At 65.4% G+C, this 23651-nt stretch carries 27 protein-coding genes; 11 read left to right on the forward strand and 16 right to left on the reverse strand.

Features of this window, described 5'->3' with window-relative positions:
* Positions 1–2: 2 nt before the first annotated feature.
* Genes ASD73_RS14380 through ASD73_RS14390 form a run of 3 tightly spaced genes read right to left on the reverse strand, consistent with a single transcriptional unit; the run spans position 3 to position 1796 of the window.
* Positions 3–734 carry a M48 family metallopeptidase gene (locus ASD73_RS14380; protein ID WP_235534432.1) on the reverse strand — a complete coding sequence of 244 codons (732 nt, stop codon included), beginning with the start codon at positions 732–734 and terminating at the stop codon, positions 3–5.
* The gene (locus ASD73_RS14385) at positions 715–1155 is read right to left on the reverse strand and encodes a YcgN family cysteine cluster protein (protein WP_056373072.1); all 441 of its coding nucleotides are present in this window, start codon (positions 1153–1155) and stop codon (positions 715–717) included. Before ASD73_RS14385 ends, ASD73_RS14380 begins: the two co-directional genes overlap by 20 nt.
* A complete protein-coding gene (locus tag ASD73_RS14390; RefSeq protein WP_082521555.1) occupies positions 1152–1796 on the reverse strand; it encodes an SCO family protein in 645 nt (214 codons plus the stop codon). The genes ASD73_RS14385 and ASD73_RS14390 overlap by 4 nt, the downstream gene beginning before the upstream one ends.
* An 87-nt stretch (positions 1797–1883) precedes the next feature.
* On the opposite strand from ASD73_RS14390, the gene ASD73_RS14395 reads away from it, so the two are divergent.
* Genes ASD73_RS14395 through ASD73_RS14410 form a run of 4 tightly spaced genes read left to right on the forward strand, consistent with a single transcriptional unit; the run spans position 1884 to position 4934 of the window.
* Complete coding sequence (locus ASD73_RS14395; protein WP_056373073.1) at positions 1884–2504, forward strand: ankyrin repeat domain-containing protein; 621 nt, start codon at positions 1884–1886, stop codon at positions 2502–2504.
* A gap of 57 nt (positions 2505–2561) precedes the next feature.
* Positions 2562–3836, forward strand: coding sequence for a 3,4-dihydroxy-2-butanone-4-phosphate synthase (gene ribB, locus ASD73_RS14400; protein ID WP_056373692.1), 1275 nt, complete (start codon positions 2562–2564; stop codon positions 3834–3836).
* Positions 3836–4261: a 6,7-dimethyl-8-ribityllumazine synthase gene (ribH, locus tag ASD73_RS14405; protein ID WP_056373074.1), complete on the forward strand. Its 426-nt coding sequence runs from the start codon at positions 3836–3838 to the stop codon at positions 4259–4261. Before ribB ends, ribH begins: the two co-directional genes overlap by 1 nt.
* Positions 4254–4934 (forward strand): hypothetical protein, encoded by a 681-nt coding sequence (locus ASD73_RS14410; protein WP_056373075.1) that lies wholly within the window; start codon positions 4254–4256, stop codon positions 4932–4934. The genes ribH and ASD73_RS14410 overlap by 8 nt, the downstream gene beginning before the upstream one ends.
* A 35-nt stretch (positions 4935–4969) precedes the next feature.
* Here the strand turns inward: ASD73_RS14410 and ASD73_RS14415 are convergent, their stop codons facing one another.
* Positions 4970–6055 carry an alkene reductase gene (locus ASD73_RS14415; protein ID WP_056373076.1) on the reverse strand — a complete coding sequence of 362 codons (1086 nt, stop codon included), beginning with the start codon at positions 6053–6055 and terminating at the stop codon, positions 4970–4972.
* 113 nt (positions 6056–6168) lie between these two features.
* Here ASD73_RS14415 and ASD73_RS14420 point away from each other — a divergent pair, with 113 nt between their 5' ends.
* From ASD73_RS14420 to ASD73_RS14445, 6 genes are read left to right on the forward strand one after another with little or no spacing between them, the layout of a single operon-like run.
* Positions 6169–7083 carry a DMT family transporter gene (locus ASD73_RS14420; protein ID WP_235534435.1) on the forward strand — a complete coding sequence of 305 codons (915 nt, stop codon included), beginning with the start codon at positions 6169–6171 and terminating at the stop codon, positions 7081–7083.
* A 4-nt stretch (positions 7084–7087) separates the two neighbouring features.
* On the forward strand, positions 7088–7753 hold the full coding sequence (locus tag ASD73_RS14425) for a COQ9 family protein (protein ID WP_056373078.1): 666 nt from the start codon (positions 7088–7090) through the stop codon (positions 7751–7753).
* Positions 7754–7807: 54 nt separating this feature from the next.
* Positions 7808–8068 carry a FeoA family protein gene (locus tag ASD73_RS14430; protein ID WP_056373079.1) on the forward strand — a complete coding sequence of 87 codons (261 nt, stop codon included), beginning with the start codon at positions 7808–7810 and terminating at the stop codon, positions 8066–8068.
* Positions 8065–9927, forward strand: coding sequence for a ferrous iron transporter B (gene feoB / locus ASD73_RS14435; protein ID WP_056373080.1), 1863 nt, complete (start codon positions 8065–8067; stop codon positions 9925–9927). The genes ASD73_RS14430 and feoB overlap by 4 nt, the downstream gene beginning before the upstream one ends.
* A gap of 32 nt (positions 9928–9959) precedes the next feature.
* Positions 9960–10514, forward strand: a complete 555-nt coding sequence (gene ssb, locus ASD73_RS14440; RefSeq protein ID WP_056373081.1) for a single-stranded DNA-binding protein — start codon at positions 9960–9962, stop codon at positions 10512–10514.
* A 16-nt stretch (positions 10515–10530) separates the two neighbouring features.
* A complete protein-coding gene (locus tag ASD73_RS14445; RefSeq protein WP_056373082.1) occupies positions 10531–10998 on the forward strand; it encodes an MmcB family DNA repair protein in 468 nt (155 codons plus the stop codon).
* On the opposite strand, the gene ASD73_RS14450 is transcribed toward ASD73_RS14445, so the two are convergent.
* The 6 genes from ASD73_RS14450 to ASD73_RS14475 form a co-directional block, all read right to left on the reverse strand.
* Positions 10995–11429, reverse strand: a complete 435-nt coding sequence (locus tag ASD73_RS14450; RefSeq protein ID WP_082521556.1) for a GFA family protein — start codon at positions 11427–11429, stop codon at positions 10995–10997. The two genes, ASD73_RS14445 and ASD73_RS14450, sit on opposite strands and share 4 nt — an antisense overlap.
* A 33-nt stretch (positions 11430–11462) precedes the next feature.
* Positions 11463–12089 carry a riboflavin synthase gene (locus ASD73_RS14455; RefSeq protein WP_056373084.1) on the reverse strand — a complete coding sequence of 209 codons (627 nt, stop codon included), beginning with the start codon at positions 12087–12089 and terminating at the stop codon, positions 11463–11465.
* Positions 12090–12098: 9 nt separating this feature from the next.
* Positions 12099–13043, reverse strand: a complete 945-nt coding sequence (ribD, locus tag ASD73_RS14460; protein WP_056373694.1) for a bifunctional diaminohydroxyphosphoribosylaminopyrimidine deaminase/5-amino-6-(5-phosphoribosylamino)uracil reductase RibD — start codon at positions 13041–13043, stop codon at positions 12099–12101.
* Positions 13044–13077: 34 nt separating this feature from the next.
* Positions 13078–13545, reverse strand: coding sequence for a hypothetical protein (locus tag ASD73_RS14465; protein WP_056373085.1), 468 nt, complete (start codon positions 13543–13545; stop codon positions 13078–13080).
* A 292-nt stretch (positions 13546–13837) separates the two neighbouring features.
* On the reverse strand, positions 13838–14299 hold the full coding sequence (locus ASD73_RS14470; RefSeq protein WP_056373086.1) for an acyl-CoA thioesterase: 462 nt from the start codon (positions 14297–14299) through the stop codon (positions 13838–13840).
* A 7-nt stretch (positions 14300–14306) separates the two neighbouring features.
* Positions 14307–16145 (reverse strand): aminopeptidase P family protein, encoded by a 1839-nt coding sequence (locus tag ASD73_RS14475; RefSeq protein WP_056373087.1) that lies wholly within the window; start codon positions 16143–16145, stop codon positions 14307–14309.
* A 67-nt stretch (positions 16146–16212) separates the two neighbouring features.
* On the opposite strand from ASD73_RS14475, the gene ASD73_RS14480 reads away from it, so the two are divergent.
* Positions 16213–18375 carry a S9 family peptidase gene (locus ASD73_RS14480; protein ID WP_235534436.1) on the forward strand — a complete coding sequence of 721 codons (2163 nt, stop codon included), beginning with the start codon at positions 16213–16215 and terminating at the stop codon, positions 18373–18375.
* 108 nt (positions 18376–18483) lie between these two features.
* Here the strand turns inward: ASD73_RS14480 and ASD73_RS14485 are convergent, their stop codons facing one another.
* The 6 genes from ASD73_RS14485 to pgmG all read right to left on the reverse strand — a co-directional run bounded on the left by ASD73_RS14485 (position 18484) and on the right by pgmG (position 23627).
* Positions 18484–18825, reverse strand: a complete 342-nt coding sequence (locus ASD73_RS14485) for a hypothetical protein (RefSeq protein WP_056373088.1) — start codon at positions 18823–18825, stop codon at positions 18484–18486.
* A complete protein-coding gene (locus tag ASD73_RS14490; RefSeq protein WP_056373089.1) occupies positions 18825–19436 on the reverse strand; it encodes an HAD family hydrolase in 612 nt (203 codons plus the stop codon). Before ASD73_RS14490 ends, ASD73_RS14485 begins: the two co-directional genes overlap by 1 nt.
* Positions 19437–19532: 96 nt before the next feature.
* Positions 19533–19658, reverse strand: coding sequence for a type B 50S ribosomal protein L36 (ykgO, locus tag ASD73_RS14495; protein ID WP_003046794.1), 126 nt, complete (start codon positions 19656–19658; stop codon positions 19533–19535).
* 171 nt (positions 19659–19829) lie between these two features.
* Positions 19830–21296, reverse strand: a complete 1467-nt coding sequence (rpoN, locus tag ASD73_RS14500) for an RNA polymerase factor sigma-54 (protein WP_056373090.1) — start codon at positions 21294–21296, stop codon at positions 19830–19832.
* Positions 21297–21311: 15 nt separating this feature from the next.
* Positions 21312–22127, reverse strand: a complete 816-nt coding sequence (gene lptB / locus ASD73_RS14505) for an LPS export ABC transporter ATP-binding protein (RefSeq protein WP_056373091.1) — start codon at positions 22125–22127, stop codon at positions 21312–21314.
* A 117-nt stretch (positions 22128–22244) separates the two neighbouring features.
* The gene (gene pgmG, locus ASD73_RS14510; RefSeq protein WP_056373092.1) at positions 22245–23627 is read right to left on the reverse strand and encodes a phosphoglucomutase/phosphomannomutase PgmG; all 1383 of its coding nucleotides are present in this window, start codon (positions 23625–23627) and stop codon (positions 22245–22247) included.
* Positions 23628–23651: the final 24 nt, after the last annotated feature.

The raw sequence follows: 23651 nt of genomic DNA on the forward strand, positions 1-23651 counted from the left end.
GCTCAGGCCGTGAAGCGGTAGCGGTGGAGCGCGCGCCCTTCGCGGCGCAGCCAACCGCGCGCCGCGGCGACATCGCCATCGTGCAGCGCGTCGACGAGCGCGTGGAAGGCCGGACCATGGTCCATATGCCGAAGGTGCGCGACCTCGTGCGCGACCGTCGCACGCCGGACATGATCGGGCGCCATGACGAGCCGCCAGCTATAGCGAAGGTCGCCGTCGTGCGTGCAGCTGCCCCAGCGGCTACGCGGATCGCCGACGCCCACGCGGCCGACCGACAGGCCCGCGATGGCCGCGATTTCGCGGCTTTCGCGCTCCATCAGGCCCAGCGCCTGTCCCTTCAGCCAGCGCTCGATGCGTCGACCGACGGTTTCGAGCGGGCCACCGACGTGCAGGCTATCGCCGCCGAGACGGATCGCGCGCGGCGCGGTCGCGGTCCAGTCGATATGGCGCTCGACACCAAAAACGGGCACCGAGGCGCCGGGACCGACGATGACCGGCAGCGCGGCCTTGCCCGCCTGTTCGACGAGCCACGCCTGCTGTTCGCCGGCCCATTTCAATGCCGCGCGTTCGTTGGTGCGGCGCGGAACGGTCAACCGCAACTCGCCGCGCGCGCCGTCGAAGACGAGCCGGTAGCGGCGCGACTGGGCGTGCCGCACGACGCGCACGGGCCAGGCTTCGTCGCCGACCCAGATATGGGGCCCGTCGGGCGCGAAGTCAGACGACGCGTTCGACAAGATGATTCTCGAGCGGCCCGGCCATGTCCTCGCCGACCGTCCAGCCGACGATCGACTCGCGTGCGCGGTGCACCGCATCGCGGTCCCCGCAGACGAGATAGTGCCAGTCGGGCAGCGGCTCGCCTTCGGCGCGCAGGCGATAGGCGCAGGTTTGAGGCAACCATTCGATGTCGGCGACCTTGGCCTTGGTCAGCGTCAGGCAATCGGGAACGTGGCGGCGGCGATGCTTGTAATCGGTGCAACGCGCGGTTTTGAGATCGAGCAGGCGGCACGCGACATTGGTCGGATAGATGCGGCCCGTGTCCTCATCCTCCAGCTTGTGGAGGCAGCATTTGCCGCACCCGTCGCACAGCGCTTCCCATTGCCCCGCGTCGAGAGTGGCAAGCGGCGCTTCCCAGAAGGGGCGCCCGCCGGCCGTCACTTGACCCACTTCGCCAGCTCGGCGGCGACCGCATCGGGTGCCCCTTCGTCGACGTCGGACGATGGATCGTCGAGCGGCAGCAGCGCGACCGGCTTGCCCGCGGGATCCATCAGGAAAGCAAGCTGGCTGTGCGCCATCAGATAGCGGTCGGGCGCCGAACCTTCGACCTTGTTGTACGTCACGACATAGGCTTTCGCGACTGCCGCAATCTGTTCAGGGGTGCCGGTGAGACCAAGCAGGCGCGGATGATAGCGCGCGACGAAGGGCTTCAGCGCTGCGGGCGTGTCGCGCGCCGGATCGACGGTGATGAAGAGCGGGGCGACCCTCGCCCCACGCGCCGCGTCGGCCTTTTCGAACTGCGACAGGCCGCGCATCAGCTTTTGCAGGTCGACCGGGCAGATGTCGGGGCAGAAGCTGTAGCCGAAATAGATCAGGCGATACTTGCCCGCAAAATCGCTGTCGCGGACGGTCTTGCCATTCTGGTCGGTGAGGGTGAAGGTGCCGCCGATGCGCGCGCCTTCGAGCGGCGGTTTCGCCGGTGGTGCATCGCCGCCGCCGCTGCAACCCGCGAGCGAGGCGCCAAAAGCGATCATCAGGCTTGCGCGGACGAACCTTTGTCCCATATTTGCGATATTCATCATCTGGCCAGCCTTGATCGGCTAGCTGCCGAAAATCAACCATTGTCGTCGCGTAAGCGGCGGACAAATTGCCCCAGGGGTCGCCCAGACATGTTCCGACGCGCGGAATTCCGCCTCGCCTCTTTCCTCGTTGCACTGATTGCGGCGACGGGCCTTTTGTTCAGCCCGGCGCAGGCGCAGTTCCGCGGCGGCTATGCCTTTTTGCAGGCGGTCGAAAGCCGCGACGGGACGAAGGCGACCGAGGCGCTGAAGGACGATCCGTCTTTCATCAACACGCGCAATCCCGACACGGGCCAAACGGCGCTGATCATCGTCACCAAACGCCGCGACAGCAGCTGGCTGCGCTTCCTGCTCGCCAAGGACGCCGATCCCTCGATCGGCGATCGCCAGGGCGTAACCCCGCTGATGCACGCCGCGCTGATCAATTTCACCGACGGCGCCGAAGAATTGCTCAAGGAAAAGGCGCCCGTCGACCAGGCCAACCGGCGCGGCGAAACCGCACTGATCCTGGCGGTGCAGTCGAAGAATGTCGCCATGGTCCGCCTGCTCGTCAAGCACGGTGCCAACCCCGACAAGGCTGACCATGTCGCTGGCATGTCGGCGCGCGCCTATGCCAAGCGCGACGACCGCACCGGACAGATTGTCGCGCTGCTCGACGCCAAGCCCGACGGCCCGATCCGCGACCTCGGCCCGAAGATCGGGCCTAATTGATCAGTGTAATGTGATATCTGGATTGACAATCACATTATGATGTGAGACATGGCGATCATGTCTACACAGCTCATCGACCGCATCCGCGCCATCGTCGACGACGGGACCATGTCCCGTTCGGGTCTCGCCCGTGCCGCGGGTCTCCACGCCAACAGCCTGCGCGACCTCGATTCGCCCGGCTGGAACCCCACTGCCGAAACGCTGCGCAAGCTCGAAAACTGGCTCGCGAACGGCAGCGACCTGTCGCCGATGGCCACCCCCGAGGACATCATCGCCGAGGCGCGCAACGGCCGCATGTTCATCCTCGTCGACGACGAGGACCGCGAAAATGAGGGCGACCTTGTCATCCCCGCGCAGATGGCGACCCCCGATGCGATCAATTTCATGGTCACCCATGGCCGCGGCCTCGTCTGCCTGACGCTGACCCGCGAGCGTGTCGACCAGCTCGGGCTCGAACTGATGAGCCGCAACAACGGCACGCGGCACGAAACCGCCTTCACCACCTCAATCGAGGCGCGCGAAGGCGTGACCACCGGCATTTCGGCGGGCGACCGCGCGCGCACCGTTTCGGTCGCGATCGACGCCGGCAAGACGCGCGACGACATCGTCACGCCGGGTCATATCTTTCCGCTGATCGCGCGCGACGGCGGCGTGCTCGTGCGCGCCGGCCACACCGAGGCGGCGGTCGACATCAGCCGGCTGGCGGGGCTTAACCCCTCGGGCGTGATCTGCGAAATCATGAACGACGACGGGACGATGGCGCGGCTGGACGACCTCATCCCCTTTGCGCGCCGCCATGGGCTGAAGATCGGCACGATCGCCGACCTGATCGCCTATCGCCACCGCAACGACCGGCTGGTCGAATGCGTGTCCGACGATCCGTTCGAATCGGATTATGGCGGCGAATGGCGCCTCAAATCCTATCGCAACAAGATCGACGGTACGGTCAATCTCGTGCTCCAGAAGGGCGCGATCGATCCCGAGGGCGTGACGTTGGTGCGTATGCATCCGGTGTCGATCTTCGACGATATCATGGGCCGCCCCGGACCGAAGAAGCGCCGCCTGCAACGTTCGATGGATGCGATCGGCGAAGCCGGCGCAGGCGTCATCGTGATGCTGATGCGGCCGCTGCCCGGGTCGGCCGAGGCCGATGCTCTCCCGGCCCCGACCGGCGGCATGGACCTGCGCACTTACGGAATCGGCGCGCAGATTCTCGCCGACCTCGGCGTCCATGCGATGGAACTGCTCACCCCCACCCACAGCAATATCGTCGGGCTCGAAGGCTATGGCCTGTCGGTCGTCGGCGAACGCCCCATCCCCGGAGAAGCCTGATGGCGCACGTCCTGATCGTCGAAGCCCGCTTTTATTCGCACCTCAACGACATGCTGCTCGACGGCGTACGCAGCGCGCTCGACACCGCGGGCCATAGCCATGACACGGTGACCGTGCCGGGCGCACTCGAAGTGCCCGCGGCGATTTCGCTCGCCGCCGACAGCGGCCGCTACGACGCCTATGTCGCGCTCGGCGTCGTGATCCGCGGCGAGACCTATCATTTCGAAGTCGTGTCGAACGAAAGCGCGCGCGGCATCATGGCGTTGACGCTCGACGGGCTCGCGATCGGCAACGGCATCCTCACCGTCGAGAATGAAGAACAGGCGCTTGCGCGCGCCGACAAGACGCGCAAGGATAAGGGCGGCGAAGCGGCAAAGGCCGCGCTCGCCATGCTGGCCCTGAAGGAACAATTCGGCATTGGTTGATCGCCCGCCTCCCAGCCGTTTTTCCGTCGTCGAACGCGGCGGACGGCTGGTGGTGATTGACAAGGAAACCGGACAGACGCCGCTGAGCGCGGCCGAGCGCATGGATCTTCACGACCGCAAGATGGGGATCGAACCGATCCGGCCCGCGAAGACAGCGGCGAAGACAGGCGCCGCCCCCGATATGTCTGCCGCGGCGCGCACCGAATCGGGGCTGAGCGCGCGGCCCGCGCCCACACAACAGCTTGCCACGCCCAGCACTGCGGCGAATAGCGGCAAAGATCGCGTGGCGGCGGCTATTGCCGAGCGTAACAAACGGCCATGGAAGAATCAGCAGCCGAATGACCGGCCCGCGCTGAAATCCAACCCCGAGCCCGCGCAGATCGCGAGCCGTCCGGCGCCGCAAGCCGGAAGCACCAGCAAGACGATTGTTACGGGCAAATGGTGGGACGCCAAAGGACCGCGCACGATCGAGCTGGGGCCCAAGGGTCAGCAGGCATTGAGTAACGGCTTCGTCACGCTGTTCGTCGCGCTCGTTATCGCGGCAATCGTCGTGGGCTTCATCGAGCCATTGCTACTCTTTGTCGGCGCGTTCGTGCTGTTCCGCTTCGGCGGCAATTTTCTCGGGCCGATCGGCGCCGGGATCATCGACAAGGCGCTCGCCGAAAAGGGATGATCCGGACGGCACGAGCCGCCCGGACCTTGGACGTCTTACGCCGTTTGCAGCGCAGGATAGTCGGTGTAGCCCACCGGCCCCGGCGAATACCAGGTCTGCGGATTGTCGGCCGCCCATTCAGCGCCGTTCCGGATGCGCTCGACCAGATCGGGGTTGCCGATGAAGGGGCGGCCGAACGCGACCGCGTCGGCGATTCCGCTCGCCAGCGCGCCCTCGGCCAGCGCGACGTCATAGTCGCTGTTGAGGATCAGCGGTCCCTTGAACGCGGCGCGGATCGACGGCGACTGCTTCGGAACGTCAGTGCGCCCGAAGGTGCCGTCGGGACCGGGTTCGCGCAGTTCGAGGAAGGCAATACCGAGCGCGTCGAGCGCCGCCGCTGCGATCGGGAACAGCCGTTCGGGGGCGCTGTCGTCGACGCCCTGCGTGTCGCCATTGGGCGACAGGCGCACGCCCACGCGGTCGGCACCCCAGACCGAGATCAGCGCTTCGGTGACTTCGCGGAGCAAACGGATGCGATTCTCGATCGGACCGCCATAATCATCGTCGCGCAGGTTGCTGCCGTCGCGCAGAAACTGGTCGATCAGATAGCCATTCGCCCCGTGGAGCTGTATGCCGTCGAAGCCCGCTTTTTTCGCATTTTCGGCCGCCTTGACATAATCGGCGATCACGCGCGGGATTTCAGCGAGTTCGAGCGGGCGCGCGACCTCATATTCGAAGCGGCCGGCCGGTGTGTGCGCCTTGCCCGGCGCTTGCGTCGCCGAAGCCGAAACGGGCGGCTTGCCGTCGTTGAACACCGAATGGACGACGCGGCCCATATGCCAGAGCTGCGCGACGATGCGCCCGCCCGCCGCATGTACCGCGTCGGTCACCGGTTTCCAGCCTTCGATCTGCGCGTCGGTCCACAGGCCCGGCGCGCTCGGCCAGCCGAGGCCTTCCTGCGAAATGCCGGTGGCTTCGGAAATGATCAGCCCCGCCGACGCGCGCTGACGATAATAGTCGCGCGCAAGTTCGTTCGGCACGAAACCCGGCCCGGCGCGGCCGCGCGTCAGCGGCGCCATGACGATGCGGTTCGGCGCTTCGATGGCACCCAATTTGATAGGATCGAACAGGGATAAAGTCATCTTTCCTCCACGTCGCACTTTCTTCGCGACGACCCCACCGGTCGCCGCTATGGCCCGCGAAGCTATGGACGCCGCGGCGCCGGCACAATGGTAAGTATCAAAAGAAAATCTAAATGACAGCGAAGATGGACAGCATCGACAGCGAATCGGTCGCGGGCGCCGGACGCTGGGCGTTCGCGGCGCTGCTCTGCGGCAATATCGCGCTTTCGCTCGGCGCGATGCTCGTGCGGATGGCCGAAGCGGACGGCGTGGGGCCTACCGCCTCGGCCTTCTGGCGGATAACGCTCGCGCTGCCGTTGCTGCTGATCTTCGCGTGGCGCGAGACCGGCGGGCGGATGCCGCCGCGCCGCGCGCTGCTGATCGCCGCGGCGGCGGGCATCTTCTTCGCGCTCGACCTCGCCGCCTGGCACCTCGGCATCCTGCAGACGAAGGTCGCTAACGCGACCCTGTTCGGCAATTGCGCGAGCCTGCTGCTCGTCCTCTGGACGATCTTCCTGACCCGCGAAATGCCGCGCGGCTGGCAGGCGGCGGCGATCCTGCTCGCCTTTGCCGGATCGGCGCTGTTGATGGGGCAGAGCTACGAGCTGTCACCCGACTATCTCGCCGGCGACCTGCTCAGCCTGCTCGCGGGGGTGCTCTACACCGTCTATGTCATCCTGATGCAGCGCGTGCGCGATACGCTCGCGCCTTGGACCGCGCTCGCCATCGCGTCGGCGGTATGCGTCCCGATCCTGCTCGGCACCGCGCTCGCGCTCGGCGAAACGGTGATGCCGCAAAACTGGACGCCGCTTATCCTGCTCGCATTGGTCAGCCAGGTTATCGGGCAGGGGCTGATGATCTGGTCGCTGCCGCGTTTCTCGCCGCTGGTGATCGGGCTGACCCTGCTGATCCAGCCCGCCTTCGCCGCGCTCACCGGCTGGGTCGGGTTTGGCGAGACGCTGTCGGCGATCGACATTTTCGGCGGGATGATGGTCGGCGCGGCGCTGGTGCTGATCCGGTTGCCGAACCGCGCGGCGCGGCCTATCTGAAGCTATGGCTTCGATCCTTCCCGCCGACCCGACCCTCGACGAGATTCGCGCCGCGCTGGCGCCGCTGATTGCGGCATCGGCGGCGTTCGACGGCTTTGGCGACGCCGCGCTCGCCGATGCGGCGGCGCGGGTCGGGGTCGACCCCGATGTCGCGCGCCTCGCCTTTCCCGGCGGCGGGCGCGATATGGTCGACGCCTGGTTCGCCGATATCGACGCGGCGATGGAAGCGCGCTGGCCCGCTGAAAAACTCGCGACGCTGAAGATTCGCGAGCGCATCACGACGCTGGTCGAAACGCGCATCGAGTTGCTGGCCGGAACCCGCGAATCGCTGCGCCGGGCATTGGCGTTGCTCGCGCTGCCGACCAATGCGCCGCACGCGGCGAGGCTCGGCTGGCGCGCCGCCGACCATATGTGGCGGCTCGCGGGCGACACCGCGACCGACTATAATCACTATAGCAAGCGCGCGATCCTCGGCGCGGTCTATGGTTCGACGATGGCGGTGTTCCTGAACGACGAAAGCGAGAATCTGGCCGATACGCGCGCCTTCCTCGCGCGCCGGATCGATCAGGTGATGCGTTTCGAAAGCTGGAAGCACCGTCGCGCCGCGCGCAGCATCGAACGGCCGAGCCTCGCGCGCTTCGTCGGGCGGCTGCGTTACCCGGGGCGGTGACGCGTTTCGATAAAGGGCTGGCGCGAAGCGATTGTTATTGATAATCGCTCGCAAATGACTGCTTTGCTCGAAAATGTGCTGGATCGGGCGCCACTGGGCGTGATGGTGCGGATTGCCCGCATCGACTGGACCGCGATGTCCGAGGACGAGGGGCGCCGCCTGCGCGAATTCGGCCTGATGGAAGGATGCGAAGTCACCCCGCTCCACCGCGGCAGCATCTTCTCGCGCGATCCGCTCGCGCTCACCGTCGGACGCATGAAGGTGATCATCCGCGCGCGGCAGGCCGCGGCAATCGAAATCGAGCCCCTCGCATGACCGGCGCGATTCCCTCGATCGCGCTCGTCGGCAATCCCAACGCCGGCAAATCGAGCCTGTTCAACGCGCTGACCGGCGCGCGGCAAAAGATCGCCAACTACCCCGGCGTCACCGTCGAGCGGAAGGCGGGGCATGCGAGCTTTGCCGACGGCCGCCCGATCTCGCTGATCGACCTGCCCGGCACGTACAGCCTGACCCCCGCGAGCCTCGACGAAGCGGTGACGCGCGACGTCGTGCTCGGCCGGCAGGACGGCGAAAAGCGCCCCGATGCGCTGATCGTCGTGCTCGACGCCGCGAACCTCGACAATCATCTCAGCTTCGCGCTCGAATTGCTCGCGCTGAACCTGCCCACCGTCGTCGCGCTCAACATGGTCGATCTCGCGACACGCGACGGGCTGACGCTCGACGCCGAACGCCTGTCGAAGGAACTTGGCGTCCCGGTCGTCCCCACCGTCGCGGTGCGCAAACGCGGGATGGCCGAGCTGCTCGCCGCCGTCGACGGCGCGATCCGGTCGCACGCCGCGGGCGAGGTCGCCGTGCCCGCCAAGGCCAACGACGCATCGCTGCACCAGCGCGCGCGGACGATCGCGCGCACCGCGATTCTCAGCGAAACGCCGGTGCGCCGCTGGACGCAGCGCGTCGACAATATCGTGCTGCATCCGATCGCCGGGATGATCATCCTGCTCGCGCTGATGTTCGTAATGTTCCAGGCGGTCTATGCCGCCGCCGAGGCACCTGCGGACTTCCTCGAAGGCGGGATCGGCGTGGTCCAGCAATGGGTGGTCGCGACCTTCCCTGACAATTTCCTGCGCGGGCTGGTCGTCGAAGGCCTGCTCGCCGGCGTCGGCGCGGTCGTCGTCTTCCTGCCGCAGATCCTGATCCTCTTCCTCTTCATCCTGCTCCTCGAAGCATCGGGCTATATGACGCGCGCCGCCTTCCTGATGGACGGGCTGATGGGCAAGGTCGGATTGTCGGGGCGCGGTTTCATCCCGCTGCTGTCGAGCTTCGCCTGCGCGGTCCCCGGTATCATGGCGACGCGCGCGATTCCCGACGAAAAGGACCGGCTGACGACGATCCTGATCGCGCCGCTGATGACCTGTTCGGCGCGGCTTCCCGTCTATGCGCTGATCATCGCCGCCTTCATCCCCAACACCACGATCGGCGGATCGCCGGTGGGACTGCAGGGGCTGGTGCTCTTCGGTCTCTATCTGTCGGGGATCGTCGGCGCGCTCGTCGTCGCCTATATCCTGCGCCGCACGGTGGCAAAGGGTGCCGGCGCCGGCTTCATGATGGAAATGCCGCGCTACCAGATGCCGCGGCTGCGCGACATCGCGATCGGCCTGTGGCAGCGCGCGTGGATCTTCCTCCGCCGCGCGGGCACGATCATTGCGATGACCACCGTCATCCTCTGGCTGTTGCTCACCTTCCCGCAGGCACCCGAGGGCGAAAGCCAGGTCGAATATAGCGTCGCCGGGCGCATCGCGAGCGGGCTGGAGGTGGTCGTCAAACCGATCGGTTTCAACCATGACATCGCACTCGCGCTGATCCCCGCGATGGCGGCGCGCGAGGTCGCGGTGTCGGCGATGGCGACCGCCAACGCGATCGACGCGGGCGACGACGAAGAGGCGATGGCGCAGTCGCTGGGCGAACGATTGCAGGGCAAGTGGAGCCTTGCCACCGCGCTCGCTTTCCTCGCCTGGTTCGTCTTTGCGCCGCAGTGTATTTCTACGATCGCGATCACCCGGCGCGAGACCAATGGATGGAAATGGCCGATGTTCATGGTTGGCTATTTGTTCCTGCTCGCCTATGCCGCTGCCGGAATCACTTACTGGACAGCCGTCGCCTTTGGACTAGGCTGATCCTCCACATTTTCTAGCGGAGCGGAGCGGCAATGGCTGGCAGCGTCAACAAGGTAATTTTGATCGGCAACCTCGGTGCCGACCCGGAAATCAAGTCGTTCCAGAACGGCGGCAAGGTCGCGAATCTCCGCATCGCCACGTCCGAGCAGTGGAAGGACCGGATGACCGGCGAGCGCAAGGAGCGCACCGAGTGGCACCAGGTCGTGATCAACGGCGAAGGGCTGATCGGCGTCGTCGAACGCTTCCTGAAAAAGGGCTCGAAGGTTTACATCGAGGGCTCGCTGCGCACCCGCAAATGGCAGGACCGCGACGGCAACGACAAATATACGACCGAGATCGTGATCGCGGGCATGGGCGGCACGCTGACCATGCTCGACGGCGCGTCGGGCGGTGGTGGCTCGCGCGGCAGCGGCGGCGGTGACGAATGGAGCGGCGGCTCGTCGGGCGGTGGCTCGGGCGGCGGCTGGAACCAGGGCGGCGGCGGTTCGTCGGGTGGATCGTCCGGCGGCGGCTTTGGCGGCGGTTCGAGCGGCGGCGGCGGACGTCCACCGTTCGACGACGATCTGGACGACGACGTTCCGTTCTGAGGACGGACTTTAAGCGATGACGGATATGATCACCGCCGCGGATGTCGCGCGCGGCGTATGCCGGCTGTTCGCGCAGGCGGGGCTGGTCGCGATCCCCGAGGTACCGCTGCCCAACGGGCGGCGCACCGACCTGACGGCGATCGACGCCAAGGGCCAGATCACCATCGTCGAGATCAAGGTCAGCCGCGCCGACCTGCACGGCGACGGCAAATGGCCCGACTATTGTGACTGGTGCGACCGCTTCTACTGGGCGCTCGCGTCGGGGCTCGACCCCGCGATCCTCGAGACCGAGGGCTATCGCCGCGAAACATCGGGGCTGATCGTTGCCGACCGTTATGGCGCGGCGGTGGTGCGCGAAGCCGCGAGCTGCAATCTCGCGCCCGCGCGGCGTAAGGCCGAACTGCTGCGCATCGGGCGGCTCGCGATGCGGCGGTCGATGGTGGCGGCCGACCCCGAGCTGGCGGCGGGCTGGGTCGAGGGTTAGCTGCGGTCGACTCGTGCCGAATCAAAGCCCGCTTCATATTGCGGCGCGGAATCGCTGATGCAGACCCAAGGCGCTTTGGATCCAACGAAGATATGGGCCGCATAGCCGCGGAATCCCGGATCGTCGTCGAGCAAACCCGCCGGGACGAAGAAAAACTTCCCATCCTTTCCGCTCAATGGTGCCGGACTGCCGCATTGCCGGCAAAAATGCGACGCCCAGCCCTCGCCATCGGGGAGGGCGAAGCGCTCGATCAAATCCTCACCCGCCAGCCAGCGGAAACCGGCGGCCGACGCATAGAAGACGGCGTTGCCGTCCGTGCCCGACACCTTGCGGCACTTGGAGCAATGACACTGGCCGACGGGTCCGATGTTCCCGCTGATTTCAAAACGGATTTCGCCGCACAAGCAGGACCCCCGTATCGCCGTTACCATCGCGGACCTTCCTTCCCCGTTTTGCGGCGCCCCTTATCCCCGCGCCTGCATCCGCGCGAGATAACGCGCGAGAATATCAATCTCGAGATTGACCGGGCGGCCCGCCACAGCCTCGTTCAGCGTCGTCATCTCCTGCGTGTGCGGGATGATGTTGAGGCTGAAATGCGCCTCACCGTTCGGCTGGTCGGTTACCTCGTTCACCGTGAGCGACACGCCGTCGACGGTGATTGAGCCCTTGGGCGCGATATGCGGCGCGAGCGATGCGGGCGCGGCGACGGTGACGGTGACGCTGTCGCCGACGGGTTCGACCGACACGATGCGGCCGATGTCGTCGACATGGCCGGTGACGATATGCCCGCCAAGCTCGTCGCCGATCTTGAGCGCGCGTTCGAGGTTGAGGCGGCGCCCCTGGTCCCACATGCCGGGCGCGGTGCGCGCGAGCGTTTCGCCGCTCGCGTCGATCGCGAACCAGCCGCCGGGTCCGTTGCTGCCCTCGTCGACGCCCTTCTCGACGACCGTGAGGCACGCGCCCGAGCAGGCAATCGAGGCGCCGATGTCGATGCCGCCCACATCATAGGCGGTGTCGATGACGAGCCGCGTGTCGCCGCGATCCTCGCGGCTGCGGATGGTGCCGATGTCGGTGATGATGCCGGTGAACATGCAGGTTCCTCAAATAGTGCTGACGCGCTCGTAGACGTCGAGCCGGTCGCTGCCAAGCAGGCGGCTGTCGGTAAGGCGCCAGCGGCCGTGCGCGTCGGCGAGATCGGTCAGCCCGATGTCGCCGAGCGCGGGCTTGCCGCCGCCGATCAGGATCGGCGCGCGATAGAGCAGAAGCCGGTCGACGCGGTCAGCGGCGAGGAAGGCCGATGCCGCGCCCGCGCCGCCCTCGACCAGGATCGAATCGACATCGTCGATCGCTTCGGGCGAGGCGACAGCGGTCCAGCCTGCGGGCGCTTCGCCGCGGGTGAGCAGGAATTTACGGGGGCTGCGGCCTTCGAGCCCCAGCAGGCGCACGTCAAGCTTCGGAACGTCGGTTTCGAGCGTCCCGCGCCCGACGAGGATCGCCTGATGGCTTGCGCGTTCCAGATGCCCGTGCGTGCGGGCGCGTGTCCCGGTGATCCAGCGGCTCGATCCGTCGGCGCGGGCGATGCAGCCGTCGAGCGACGTCGCGAGCTTGAGCGTGACGAACGGACGCCCCTCGCTGTGCCGCGTCCACCAGGGCGCCATCGCGGTGCGCGCTGCGGCGGGCAGGACATTGAAGACGACTTCGATCCCCGCCGCCTGCAACCGCGCGATGCCCTTGCCGTCGGTGCGCGGATCCGGGTCCTGCGCGGCGATCACGATGCGCGCGATGCCTGCGGCGACCAGCAAATCGCTGCACGCCGGCCCGCGCGGGCTCGCATGAGCGCAGGGTTCGAGCGTGACGTAAGCGGTTGCGCCGCGCGCCGTGTCGCCCGCCGCGGCCAGCGCCATCGCCTCCGCATGCGGTCGCCCGCCCGCCTGCGTCCAGCCGCGCGCAACGACGCGACCGTCCTTGACGAGGATGCAGCCAACGTTGGGATTGGGCGCCGACGCCGGCCGGCCGCGCCGCGAGAGCGCGATGGCGACCGCCATCCAGTCGGCATCGGCGGGGCCGCGCTGCATCCGGTCAGTCGGCGGTTTTGGGCTGCGCGCCGCGCGCCGCGCGCTCGGCGAGCGTCGAGCGCGTCGTCACGGGCGCGGGCTTTTTCTTCGCCGCGGCGGCTGCCTCTGCGCCCAGCGTCTCGCGCGTCACCTTGTCCGCCTCGGCCGAATCATATTCGATGCCGAGGCTGTCGGCGAAGCGCTGATACTCGGCGCGCTTCTGGGCGTTGTGCAGCGTCGTTTCCTTGGCGCGCGCAACCCAGTCGGCGCGGATCTCGGCGGCGCTGCGGTTCGCGGTCCAATTCTCGAAATAGATGATCTGCTCTTTCGGCTTTTCATAAGGGATCAGATATTTTTCGACCCCGGTGAAAATAAGCCAGGTCAGCGCCAGCGCGACGCCCCAGATCGCCCAGCGATGCGGGCGGGGTTCGCGGACATAAGCCCAGAAATCGGACAGGCCGCCGCCGACATCCACTTTGTTGAACATTCCCATCGGCCCAATTTAGGCGATGTCGCGGCAATTTGCGAGGGGAAGCGACGCGCACGAGGATTGCGCCAGATGAAGGATGTGATCGTTCTTGATTGCAAAAAATGCAATAGCAGATGTCTATTTCGCAGTTGCAACATTTTTGGTGCAGTGCAATATGAGCATGCCTTTTAGGCATCCTCTCCCAAAACTTTCACGGGCCACCCTCGGGTGGCCCTTTTTTTTGCGCATTTTTGGGCTCAAAACCTGACTTTTTTAGTCGAGAAATGCGATCCGGTTCGAATCAGGCGGTAGCGAATCAGTCCTGTGTGGGTGTCCGCGCTTCGAATCGCCTGACTTCTGCAATAAAGCTGCCCGGCAGCGGCGTCGGCGTCCCGCTGTCGGTGTCGAGATGGGCGTAGCTGATCTCGATATCGGTGAGCCGTTCATTTGCGCGGAAAATCCCGCAATGGACCGTAAAGCTTGTCCGCTCGAAGCGGCTGATTCGCGCCGCGATCGTGATCAGCTCGTCGAGTCGCGCAGCGGCGTGATAGTCGATCTCGCAATGCGTCTCGTGAATATCTGTACCATATTGGTGAAAATAGGGTCCGGGCTGCCCCTCGCCGAGCGCCCGGAAATATTCGGTCACGCCGATATCGGCGTAGACGAGATAATTGGCGTTGAAGACGATATTCTGGCCGTCGATCTCGTTGAAACGGACGCGGACGCGCTCCTGCACACGGAAATCGGCGAGCGGGACGTCGCTGCGAAGCTCGGTCATGCCGACCTCAAGCCGCGAGCGCGGCGGGGGCGCGGTCGAGCGGCGCGCACGCCGCTTCGAGCCAGGCCAGATCGTCGCCGGTCATTCCATGCGCGAGCTTTTCGAATACTTCGGCATGATAGGCGTCGAGCCAGTCGGCTTCGGCACCCGACAGCAGCGCGGCATCGACGAGGTTCTGCGCGATCGGGGCGAAGGTGATCGTTTCGAACCCCAGCATATCCTCCTCGGCGCCGTCGATGCTTTGCGGCACCACGATCACCAGATTCTCGATGCGGATGCCGAAGGCGCCCGCCTTGTAATAGCCAGGCTCGTTCGAGAGGATCATACCCGCGTGGAGCGCCTCCTCGGTCCCCGCTTGCCCGCCCGACGGCTTGGCGATGCGCTGCGGCCCTTCGTGGACCGCCAGATAAGCGCCGACGCCGTGGCCGGTGCCATGCGCATAGTCGACCCCGTCGGCCCACAGATATTGACGCGCGAGGATGTCGAGCTGGCTGCCGCGCGTGCCCTTGGGGAAGCGCGCGGTCGCGAGCGCGATATGCCCCTTGAGCACCTGCGTGAAACGACGGCGCATTTCGGCGGTGGGCGCGCCGATCGCGATCGTGCGCGTGATGTCGGTCGTGCCGTCGGCGTACTGCCCGCCCGAATCGACGAGATAGAGCGTGCCGGTCTCGATCGCGCGGTTCGTCGTCTCATCGACCTTGTAATGCGGCAGCGCGCCGTTCGGGCCAGCGGCCGAGATGGTGTCGAAACTCAGATCGACCAGCGCGCCATTTGCATCGCGAAATTCGCGCAGCTTCGCCGCGGCGCCGAGTTCGTCGAGCCCGCCCTGCGGCGCGACATCCTCCATCCACTGCAGGAAGCGCGACACCGCAACGCCGTCGCGGACGTGCGCGGCGCGCGTGCCACCCAGTTCGGTGTCGTTCTTGATCGCCTTGGGCAGCACCGCGGGGTCGCGGTGGCGTTCGATCTTCGCGCCCGCGGCTTCGAGCGCGGTGAAGATCGCCGCGACTGCGCGGTCGGGGTCAACCGCGACCTTCTTGTCCTTGAGATCGGCGAGTGCAGTCTCGAACGCATCGCGATCATGGATCCGCACGCTGTTGCCGAGATGCGCGCGCACCGCGTCGGTGACCTTCTCCGGCGCGATGAACAGGTCGGCGGTCGCGTCGGCATGGAGCAACGCGAAGGCGAGCCCGACCGGCGTGTGGCTGACGTCCGATCCGCGGATGTTGAAAGTCCACGCGACTGAATCGAGCGCGGTCATCACCGTCGTGTCGAGGTCCTTGGCCTTCAGCCAGTCGGCGATCACGGCGCGCTTGTCGGTCGCCGCCTGCCCGGCGAGTTTGGTGTCATAGACCGAGACCGCAGCGGCGCTCGGCGCCGGCTGATCGTCCCACGCGGCGTCGAGCGGGTTGACGTCGACCGCGACGAGCTGCGCGCCCTTGTCGGCGAGCGCCTTGCCCAGACCACGCGCCCAGTCGATGCCGTGGAGCCAGGGGTCGAAGCCGATTTTCTGCCCCGCGCTGACGTTCGCGCCCAGCCATTCGGCGACACTCGACTGCGGCACGCCGACATAGTCGAACAGCGATCCATCGACCTGATCGCGGACCTGCACCGTATAGCGCCCGTCGACGAACACCGCCGCCTTTGCGGGCAGCACCGCCGCGGTGCCGGCCGAACCGCCGAAGCCCGTCAGCCACGCCATGCGCTGCGCATAGTCGCCGACATATTCGCTCATATGCTCGTCGCTGATCGGCACGACGAAGCCGTCGAGGCCGCGCGCGGAAAGTTGGGCGCGGACGCGGGCGAGGCGCTCGGCATATACCGATTGGGGGACGGGGCTGGACATCAGACGTTCCTTATTCCTACATCGCAGCGATCCCGCCCAATCGGGCGACACCGCGGGGGATTTTTCGATGCGCGCTATTTGGATGTTTCTGGCAGCAATTGCCACCCCGCTTGTCGCATCGCCTGCCCTGTTCGCCAAAGAGAAAGATGCCGCATTGACCAGCCCGACCCCTGCCCTGCCCGCCGCCCCGGTCGCGGAAAAGCGCCCGCACGAAGTGACGCTGCACGGCAAAGAACTCTCCGACCCGTATCACTGGCTGAAGGACGAGAGCTATCCGACGATCGATGACAAGGATGTGCTCGACTATGTGAAGGCCGAGAATGCCTATTTCGACGCCGCGATGAAACCGCACGCCGCGCTCGTCGAAACGCTGTTCCAGGAAATGAAGGGCCGGATCAAGGAAGCCGATTCGAGCGTGCCGCAGAAGGACGGCGACTGGGTCTATTGGGTCGAATATGAAGAGGGCGCCGAATATAAGAAATGGTATCGTAAACCCGTCACAGGCGGCGACGCGATCCTGATCCTCGACGAGGTCGCGATGGCCGCGGGCAAGGAATATTTCCGCCTGTCGGACGTGTCGGTGTCGCCCGACGGCAAGCTGATGGCCTATGCCGTCGACGACAATGGCTCCGAACGCTTCGAGGTGCGCTTCAAGAATCTGATGACGGGCGAGGCGCTGCCCGACGTCATCCCCGGCACGCTGTCGTCGCTGGTGTGGACCGCGAAGAATGACGCGCTGCTCTATGGCCTCGCGAACGAGAATTGGCGCACCGACAATGTCCGGCTGCACAAGCTAGGCACGCCGGTGAGCGCGGATAAATTGCTCTATAAGGAGGCCGACATCGGTTTCGGCGTCGGCATCGGCAAGACCGCCGCCGACAATTATATCGTGATCGCGACGGGCGACAACGAAACGAGCGAGGTTTACCTGCTCCCCGCCGACAATCCCGAAGCGAAGATGCAGCTCGTGTCGGCGCGCAAGAAGGGCCGCGAGTATAGCGTCGATGAGCGCAACGGGACGCTCTACGTCTACACCAACGATGAGCATCCGAATTTCCGCGTCGCGACAGCGAGCGTCAAAAAGCCCGATGCGTGGAAAACGCTGATCCCCGGATCGGATGCGAGCTACATCACCGGCCTCTCCGTCTTCCGCGACTATTTCGTGCTCGAAACGCGCGAGAAGGGCGTCGATCAGGTCGATGTCCGCCAATATGACGCCCCGCTGACCCCCGGCCGGATCCAGTTTCCCGAGGCCACTTATGTCGCGGGGCTCGGCGACAATCCCGAATATCATCAGGACAAGCTGCGCCTCGATTATGAGTCGATGGTCACCCCCGACACGGTGTTCGATTATGATCTGACGAACGGCAAGCTCGAGACGCTGAAGGTGCAGGAAATCCCGTCCGGTTATAAACATGATGACTATGTAACCGAATTGGTAAATATGCCCTCGCGCGACGGCACCCCGGTTCCGGTGTCGCTCGTCTATAAGAAGGGCACGCCGCGCGACGGCAGCGCACCGATGCACCTTTATGTCTATGGCTCTTACGGCTACCGCGTCCCGCCGGGTTTCTCGACGACGCGTTTGAGCCTCGTCGATCGCGGGATGATCTATGCGATCGCGCATGTGCGCGGCGGCGACGACCTTGGCCGCGCATGGTATCTCGCGGGCAAGACGACCGAGCGCAAGAATACGTTCAATGACTTTATCGACGTCGCAAAGGGCCTGATCGCCGCCAAATATACGAGCGCGGGCAAGATTTCGATCGAGGGCCGCTCGGCGGGCGGACAGGTGATGGGCGCGGTCTATAATCAGGCGCCCGAGCTGTGGGGCGCGGTGCTCGCGGGCGTGCCCTTTGTCGACGTGATCAACACGATGGTCGACGAAACGCTGCCACTGACGCCGGGCGAATGGCCCGAATGGGGCAATCCGATCACCGACAAGGCGGCGTTCGACTATATGCTGTCGTACAGCCCGTACGACAATGTGACCCCGAAAGCCTATCCGCCGATGCTGGTGTCGGCGGGGCTCAACGACCCGCGCGTGACCTATTGGGAACCCGCCAAATGGGTGGCGAAGCTCCGTGCAACGCGGACCAACGACGCGACCTTGCTCCTGCGCACTAACATGGGCGCGGGTCATGCCGGCAAGTCGGGACGCTGGGGCGCGCTGCGCGAGGATGCCGAGGAGTTCGCGTTCGTGCTGACGCAGCTGGGGGTGGAGAAGTAATCCGCACAAACTTCGTCATTCCCGCGAAAACGGGAACCAAGCGGCAACGGTTGCTCGCTGGGTTCCCGTTTTCGCGGGGAATGACGATATTTTGGATGGCGTAAACGCCTAGGCGTCCTTGCCCAATCGCTCCAGCCATGCCTTGGCCTGCTTGGGTTCTCCCGGAGCGGTCGGCGCGACCGGTCCACGAGACGCTTCGAATTCTTCGTGCAGGGCGAAAGGCTCCAATCCGAGCGACGTGCGCAACTGGTCTATTTCTTCGCCCCTGTCGCAGAGGTCGGTGACGACCGGTTCCCATTTGGCGCCGGCCGCGCGATCCTTAGTATGACCGAACAAACCCCATGACCCGGCAGCAGCCCTGCGCAATGCGTCTAGCAGCACGGCCTCATATTCGGCTTCCAGCTCGACCCGACGGGCGTCGAGGCGTTCAAGGCGATCCGCCCTGCTCATCAAGCGGGCAAATATCCGCGCGCGATCAGTTCGGCCTCCAGCGTCGCCGCATCCTCGAACCGATGGGCCGCGATACCAACCGATTCGGCGCCTGCGACATTCGCCGCATTGTCGTCGATGAACAGCGCCCCCGCGGGTTCGATACCGAATCGATCGATCGCGAGGCGGTAGATCGCGGGGTCTGGCTTCATCAGCTTCTCGGTGCCCGAAACGACGATATCGCGGAAGCGGTCGAACACCGGCTGCGTCGGGCGGAAGCCTTCCCAGAATTCATGGCCGAAATTGGTAATCGCGAACAGCGGCACGCCCGCGACGTCGAGCCGCTCGACGAGTTCGAGACTGCCCGGCATCGGGCCGGGAATCGTCTCGTTGAAACGCGTCGCATAGGCGTCGATCAGTGGCGCATGACCCGGAAACTCGGCTTTCCGCTCGGGCACCATCTCGGCGAGCGGGCGGCCCGCGTCGTGCTGGAAATGCCACTGCGGCGTGACGATATTCGTCACAAACCATTCGAGCTCGTCCTTGTCGGCGATCAGCCTGGCGAAAAGATAGCGCAGGTCCCAATCGAAGAGGACGCGGCCGACGTCGAAGATCACACTCTGGCGAATCATACGCTCTCCAGACACGCGAAAGCGCCGCCGGAAGCATCCGACGGCGTAACGCTGTTCATCAAAAACAAACGGGGCGAAACACCCCGCGCAGGGGCATCAGCCCTGGCGCGCCTTGAAGCGGCGGTTGGTCTTGTTGATCACATAGGTGCGGCCACGGCGGCGAATAACGCGGTTATCCCGGTGGCGGTCCTTCAGCGACTTCAGGCTGTTGCGAATCTTCATGATCTCTGTCCGTAAATCTTGGCGTGGTGACGCGAAGCGGCGCAACTATGGGGAAGCGGGCAAAAAGTCAACCGGCTGCCGTCCATATTTCGTCATCCAGGACTCGATCCGGTATCCACGGCAACCTCGACGTCATGGACCCCGGATCGAGTCCGGGGTGACGATGTAAGATTACCCCGCCAAAGCTTTCTGCCGCCGCCGCTGCACCGACGAGCCATAGCCCATCGCCTCGCGATATTTGACGACGGTGCGCCGCGCGATGTCGTGGCCCTCTCCCGACAGTCTCTGCGCGATCGTCTCGTCGGAGAGAATCGCCTTGCCATCCTCGGCCTCGATCATCGCCTTGATGCGGCTCTTGACCGCCTCGGCCGACACCGCGCCGTCGCCTTGCGTATCGGAAATGCCGCTCGAGAAGAAATATTTGAGTTCGAACAGCCCGCGCGCGCAGCTCAGATATTTGTTGCTGGTGACGCGGCTGACGGTCGATTCGTGCATGCCGATTTCCTCGGCGACCTGACGCAAGGTCAGCGGGCGCATATGCGCGACGCCGTGGAGGAAAAAGCCCTCCTGCTGCTTCACGATCGCGCTCGCGACCTTGACGATCGTGCGCTGGCGCTGGTCGAGCGCGCGCACGAGCCAGTTCGCGCCCGCGAGCTGTTCGGATAGCCATGCCTTGCTTTTCGCCGCGGCGCCCTGTGCGAGCTCGGTATAATAGCGGCGGTTGACGAGCAGGCGCGGCAGGGTGCCGCTGTTGATCTCGACCGCCCAGCCTTGGGCGGTCTGGCGAATATAGAGGTCGGGGACGACCGCCGGCGCGCCGTCACCGCCGAATTTGAGGCCGGGTTTGGGGTCGTAACCGCGCAGCTCGCGAATCATGTCGGCGAGATCCTCATCGTCGACGCCGCAGATGCGCTTCAGTTGCGGAAAGGCGCCCTTGGCGACGAGATCAAGGTGCGCGATCATCGTCGCCATCGCGGGATCGTAGCGGTCTGCCTCGCGCGCCTGGATCGCGATGCATTCGGCGAGGTCGCGCCCGCCGACGCCCGAGGGGTCGAAGCATTGGATGCCCGCAAGCACCTCCTCGAGCAGAGCGAGCGGGACACCGAGCTGTGCGGCGAGTTCGGCAAGATCGGCGCGCAGATAGCCCGCCTCGTCGATCAGCGCGACGAGCTGGCCCGCGACGATCGCCTCGATCCCGCTGAAATGTTCGCCGACCTGCGCGAGCAGATAGTCGTGGAGCGTACCCTCATGCTCGGCAAAGCTGTCGAAATCGATATCCTCGCCGCTCCCCGACAGCCCGACATTGTCGCTCGCGCTGTCGTGGTGGAAGCTTTCGGCGGCGAGATCGACGTCGAGGTCGTTCGCGGTGCCGCCGTCCGCCGCCAGCGCCTGATCGGCGTCGAGCGACGCGGCCTCGGCCGCCGATGCGTCGCCGCCGGGCACGCCATCCGGATCGCCCGCGCTGCCGTCATTATCGGCCGACGCCGTATCGAGCAGCGGATTGCCTTCGAGCGCCTCGGCCAGATAGGCTTCGAGTTCGAGATTCGACAGTGCCAGCAGCTTGATCGCTTGCTGCAGCTGCGGCGTCATCACCAGCGATTGTGACTGGCGGAGATCGAGGCGCGGACCCAACGCCATCAGCGTATCATCACATTACAAAGAGAAGCCCTCGCCGAGATAGAGGCGACGCACCTCGGGGTCGGCGACGAGCTCTTCCGGGGAGCCGGCAAGCAGTACCTTGCCGTCGTAGATGATGCAGGCGCGGTCGACGAGGTCGAGCGTCTCGCGCACATTATGGTCGGTGATCAGCACGCCGATGCCACGCGTCTTGAGGTCCACGACCAGATCGCGAATGTCGCTTATCGACAAGGGATCGATGCCCGCAAAAGGCTCGTCGAGCAGCATGATCGACGGGTTCGCCGCGAGCGCGCGCGCGATTTCGGCGCGGCGCCGTTCGCCACCCGACAGCGCCATCGCCGCCGAATCGCGAAGGCGCGTGAGGCCGAATTCGTCGAGTAATTCTTCCATGCGCCGCTCGCGGGCGATCTTGTCGGGCTCGCTGAGTTCGAGCACCGCGCCGATATTCTGTTCGACCGTCATGCCGCGAAAGATCGAGGTTTCCTGGGGGAGATAGCCGAGCCCGAGGATCGCGCGGCGATACATCGGCAGCGCGGTGATGTCGGCGCCGTCGAGCATGATGCGCCCGGCGTCGGGTTTCACCAGCCCCATGATCGAATAGAAGCAGGTCGTCTTGCCCGCGCCATTGGGACCGAGCAGGCCGACGACTTCGCCCTTGCCGACCGACAGCGACACGTCGGAGAGGACGGTGCGCTTGTCATAGCTTTTGGCGATCGAAATGACCGCCAGGCCATTGCCGGCCGCTGCTTCCTCGCGGACATGCGCCTTATGCTCGGTGACGCCATGATCGCTTTCGGTCAGCGTGCCCGCATTGGATTCGTCGTCGGTCATAGGTCGGTCGGTTCCAGTTCTAGCCCCATGAGCGCGTTACCCCAGCGACGCGGCGAACGTCAATCTGGCAAGATTTTTGCAGGGCTGCCCCTCCCCGGAAGGAAGGGGGGCTAAAGACTAGTGTGCGGCCTGCGGCCCGCGCACGATCCCCGACAAAGCGAGCTGTTCGTCGATCGCGGCGAGCAGGCGCGTCAGCGCCGCCTCGTCCTTCGCCTCAGCGCGGGCGACGAGCACATCCTGCGTGTTCGAGGCGCGGAGCAGCCACCAGCCGTCGTCGGTGAGGACACGCGCGCCGTCGGTGCGGTCGACCTGCGCGCCCGACGCGCCGAGCCGATCGAGGACTTCATCCACAATGGCGAATTTGCGGCTCTCGTCGACCTGGAAGCGCATTTCGGGGGTGTTGACCATCGGCGCCATGTCACCGCGCAGCTGCGTGACGCTCCGCCCAAGCTTCGTCGCCGCCTCGATCAGCCGGATCGCGGCGTAGGGCGCGTCGTCATAGCCATAATAGCGATCGGCGAAGAAGATATGCCCGCTCATCTCGCCCGCCAGCGGACTGCCGGTTTCCTTCATCTTCGCCTTGATCAGACTGTGTCCTGTCTTCCACATCAGCGGCTTGCCGCCGAGTTCGGCGACGCGGTCGAACAAGGCCTGGCTCGCCTTCACATCGGCGATGATCGTCGCGCCCGGCAGGTCTTCAAGCAGCGCCGCGGCATAGATTTGCAGCAGCTGGTCGCCCCAGATCACGCGGCCTTCGCCGTCGATCGCGCCGATGCGGTCGCCGTCTCCATCGAAAGCGACGCCGAAATCGAGGCTCTTCTCCGCGACGAGTTTGCGCAGATCGGCGAGATTCTTCTCTTCGGTCGGATCGGGATGGTGGTTCGGAAAATGGCCGTCGATGTCGGTAAACAGCAAGTGATGCTCACCCGGAAGGCGCGCGGTGAGTTTCTCGATGACGGTGCCCGCGGCACCGTTTCCGGCGTCCCAGCCGATGCGGAAGGCGCCGCCCGCGAAACCCTCGACCAGCCGGTCGACATAGGCGTCGATGATATCGATGCTCTGCGACGTGCCTTCGCCCGCCTCCCAGTCGCCCGCGGCGGCCATTTCGCCGATGCCCAGGATATCGGCGCCATAGAAGGGACGCCCCTGCATCACAAATTTGAAGCCATTATAGTCGGGGGGGTTGTGGCTGCCGGTTATCTGTATGCCGCCCTCCACATCCTCGGTTGACGCCGCATAATAGAGCATTGGTGTCGGACCGAGCCCGACGTTGAGCGCGTCAACGCCCGCATCGTTGATCCCGGCGATCAGCGCGTCGGCAAGCATCGGCGACGACAGGCGACCGTCATAGCCGACGGCAACGCGCTTGCCGCCGGCGCGACGAACGAGCGTCGCGAAGCTGCGGCCGATGGCATAGGCGTCCTTGTCGGACAGCGTGTCGCCGACGACCCCGCGGATGTCATATTCGCGGAGCATCGTCGGATGGAAATTATGCGTCATCTTTGATCCTCTTGGGGGAGAGAA

Source organism: Sphingopyxis sp. Root154, assembly GCF_001427105.1.
Taxonomy (GTDB): Bacteria; Pseudomonadota; Alphaproteobacteria; order Sphingomonadales; family Sphingomonadaceae; genus Sphingopyxis.

Bases quoted from the DNA above. Each gene is read 5' to 3' on its own strand.
- ribD (WP_056373694.1), bottom strand. From the start codon at position 13,043: ATGGCGGTCGCCATCGCGCTCTCGCGGCGCGGCCGGCCGGCGTCGGCG.
- ASD73_RS14485 (WP_056373088.1), bottom strand. From the start codon at position 18,825: ATGAGCAGGGCGGATCGCCTTGAACGCCTCGACGCCCGTCGGGTCGAG.
- ASD73_RS14470 (WP_056373086.1), bottom strand. From the start codon at position 14,299: ATGACCGAGCTTCGCAGCGACGTCCCGCTCGCCGATTTCCGTGTGCAG.
- ASD73_RS14480 (WP_235534436.1), top strand. From the start codon at position 16,213: ATGCGCGCTATTTGGATGTTTCTGGCAGCAATTGCCACCCCGCTTGTC.
- ssb (WP_056373081.1), top strand. From the start codon at position 9,960: ATGGCTGGCAGCGTCAACAAGGTAATTTTGATCGGCAACCTCGGTGCC.
- ASD73_RS14395 (WP_056373073.1), top strand. From the start codon at position 1,884: ATGTTCCGACGCGCGGAATTCCGCCTCGCCTCTTTCCTCGTTGCACTG.
- feoB (WP_056373080.1), top strand. From the start codon at position 8,065: ATGACCGGCGCGATTCCCTCGATCGCGCTCGTCGGCAATCCCAACGCC.
- rpoN (WP_056373090.1), bottom strand. From the start codon at position 21,296: ATGGCGTTGGGTCCGCGCCTCGATCTCCGCCAGTCACAATCGCTGGTG.
- ASD73_RS14420 (WP_235534435.1), top strand. From the start codon at position 6,169: ATGACAGCGAAGATGGACAGCATCGACAGCGAATCGGTCGCGGGCGCC.
- pgmG (WP_056373092.1), bottom strand. From the start codon at position 23,627: ATGACGCATAATTTCCATCCGACGATGCTCCGCGAATATGACATCCGC.
- ribH (WP_056373074.1), top strand. From the start codon at position 3,836: ATGGCGCACGTCCTGATCGTCGAAGCCCGCTTTTATTCGCACCTCAAC.
- ASD73_RS14450 (WP_082521556.1), bottom strand. From the start codon at position 11,429: ATGGTAACGGCGATACGGGGGTCCTGCTTGTGCGGCGAAATCCGTTTT.
- ASD73_RS14475 (WP_056373087.1), bottom strand. From the start codon at position 16,145: ATGTCCAGCCCCGTCCCCCAATCGGTATATGCCGAGCGCCTCGCCCGC.
- ASD73_RS14455 (WP_056373084.1), bottom strand. From the start codon at position 12,089: ATGTTCACCGGCATCATCACCGACATCGGCACCATCCGCAGCCGCGAG.
- lptB (WP_056373091.1), bottom strand. From the start codon at position 22,127: ATGACCGACGACGAATCCAATGCGGGCACGCTGACCGAAAGCGATCAT.
- ASD73_RS14415 (WP_056373076.1), bottom strand. From the start codon at position 6,055: ATGACTTTATCCCTGTTCGATCCTATCAAATTGGGTGCCATCGAAGCG.
- ribB (WP_056373692.1), top strand. From the start codon at position 2,562: ATGTCTACACAGCTCATCGACCGCATCCGCGCCATCGTCGACGACGGG.
- ASD73_RS14465 (WP_056373085.1), bottom strand. From the start codon at position 13,545: ATGGGAATGTTCAACAAAGTGGATGTCGGCGGCGGCCTGTCCGATTTC.
- ASD73_RS14425 (WP_056373078.1), top strand. From the start codon at position 7,088: ATGGCTTCGATCCTTCCCGCCGACCCGACCCTCGACGAGATTCGCGCC.
- ASD73_RS14430 (WP_056373079.1), top strand. From the start codon at position 7,808: ATGACTGCTTTGCTCGAAAATGTGCTGGATCGGGCGCCACTGGGCGTG.
- ASD73_RS14390 (WP_082521555.1), bottom strand. From the start codon at position 1,796: ATGATGAATATCGCAAATATGGGACAAAGGTTCGTCCGCGCAAGCCTG.
- ASD73_RS14445 (WP_056373082.1), top strand. From the start codon at position 10,531: ATGACGGATATGATCACCGCCGCGGATGTCGCGCGCGGCGTATGCCGG.
- ASD73_RS14490 (WP_056373089.1), bottom strand. From the start codon at position 19,436: ATGATTCGCCAGAGTGTGATCTTCGACGTCGGCCGCGTCCTCTTCGAT.
- ykgO (WP_003046794.1), bottom strand. From the start codon at position 19,658: ATGAAGATTCGCAACAGCCTGAAGTCGCTGAAGGACCGCCACCGGGAT.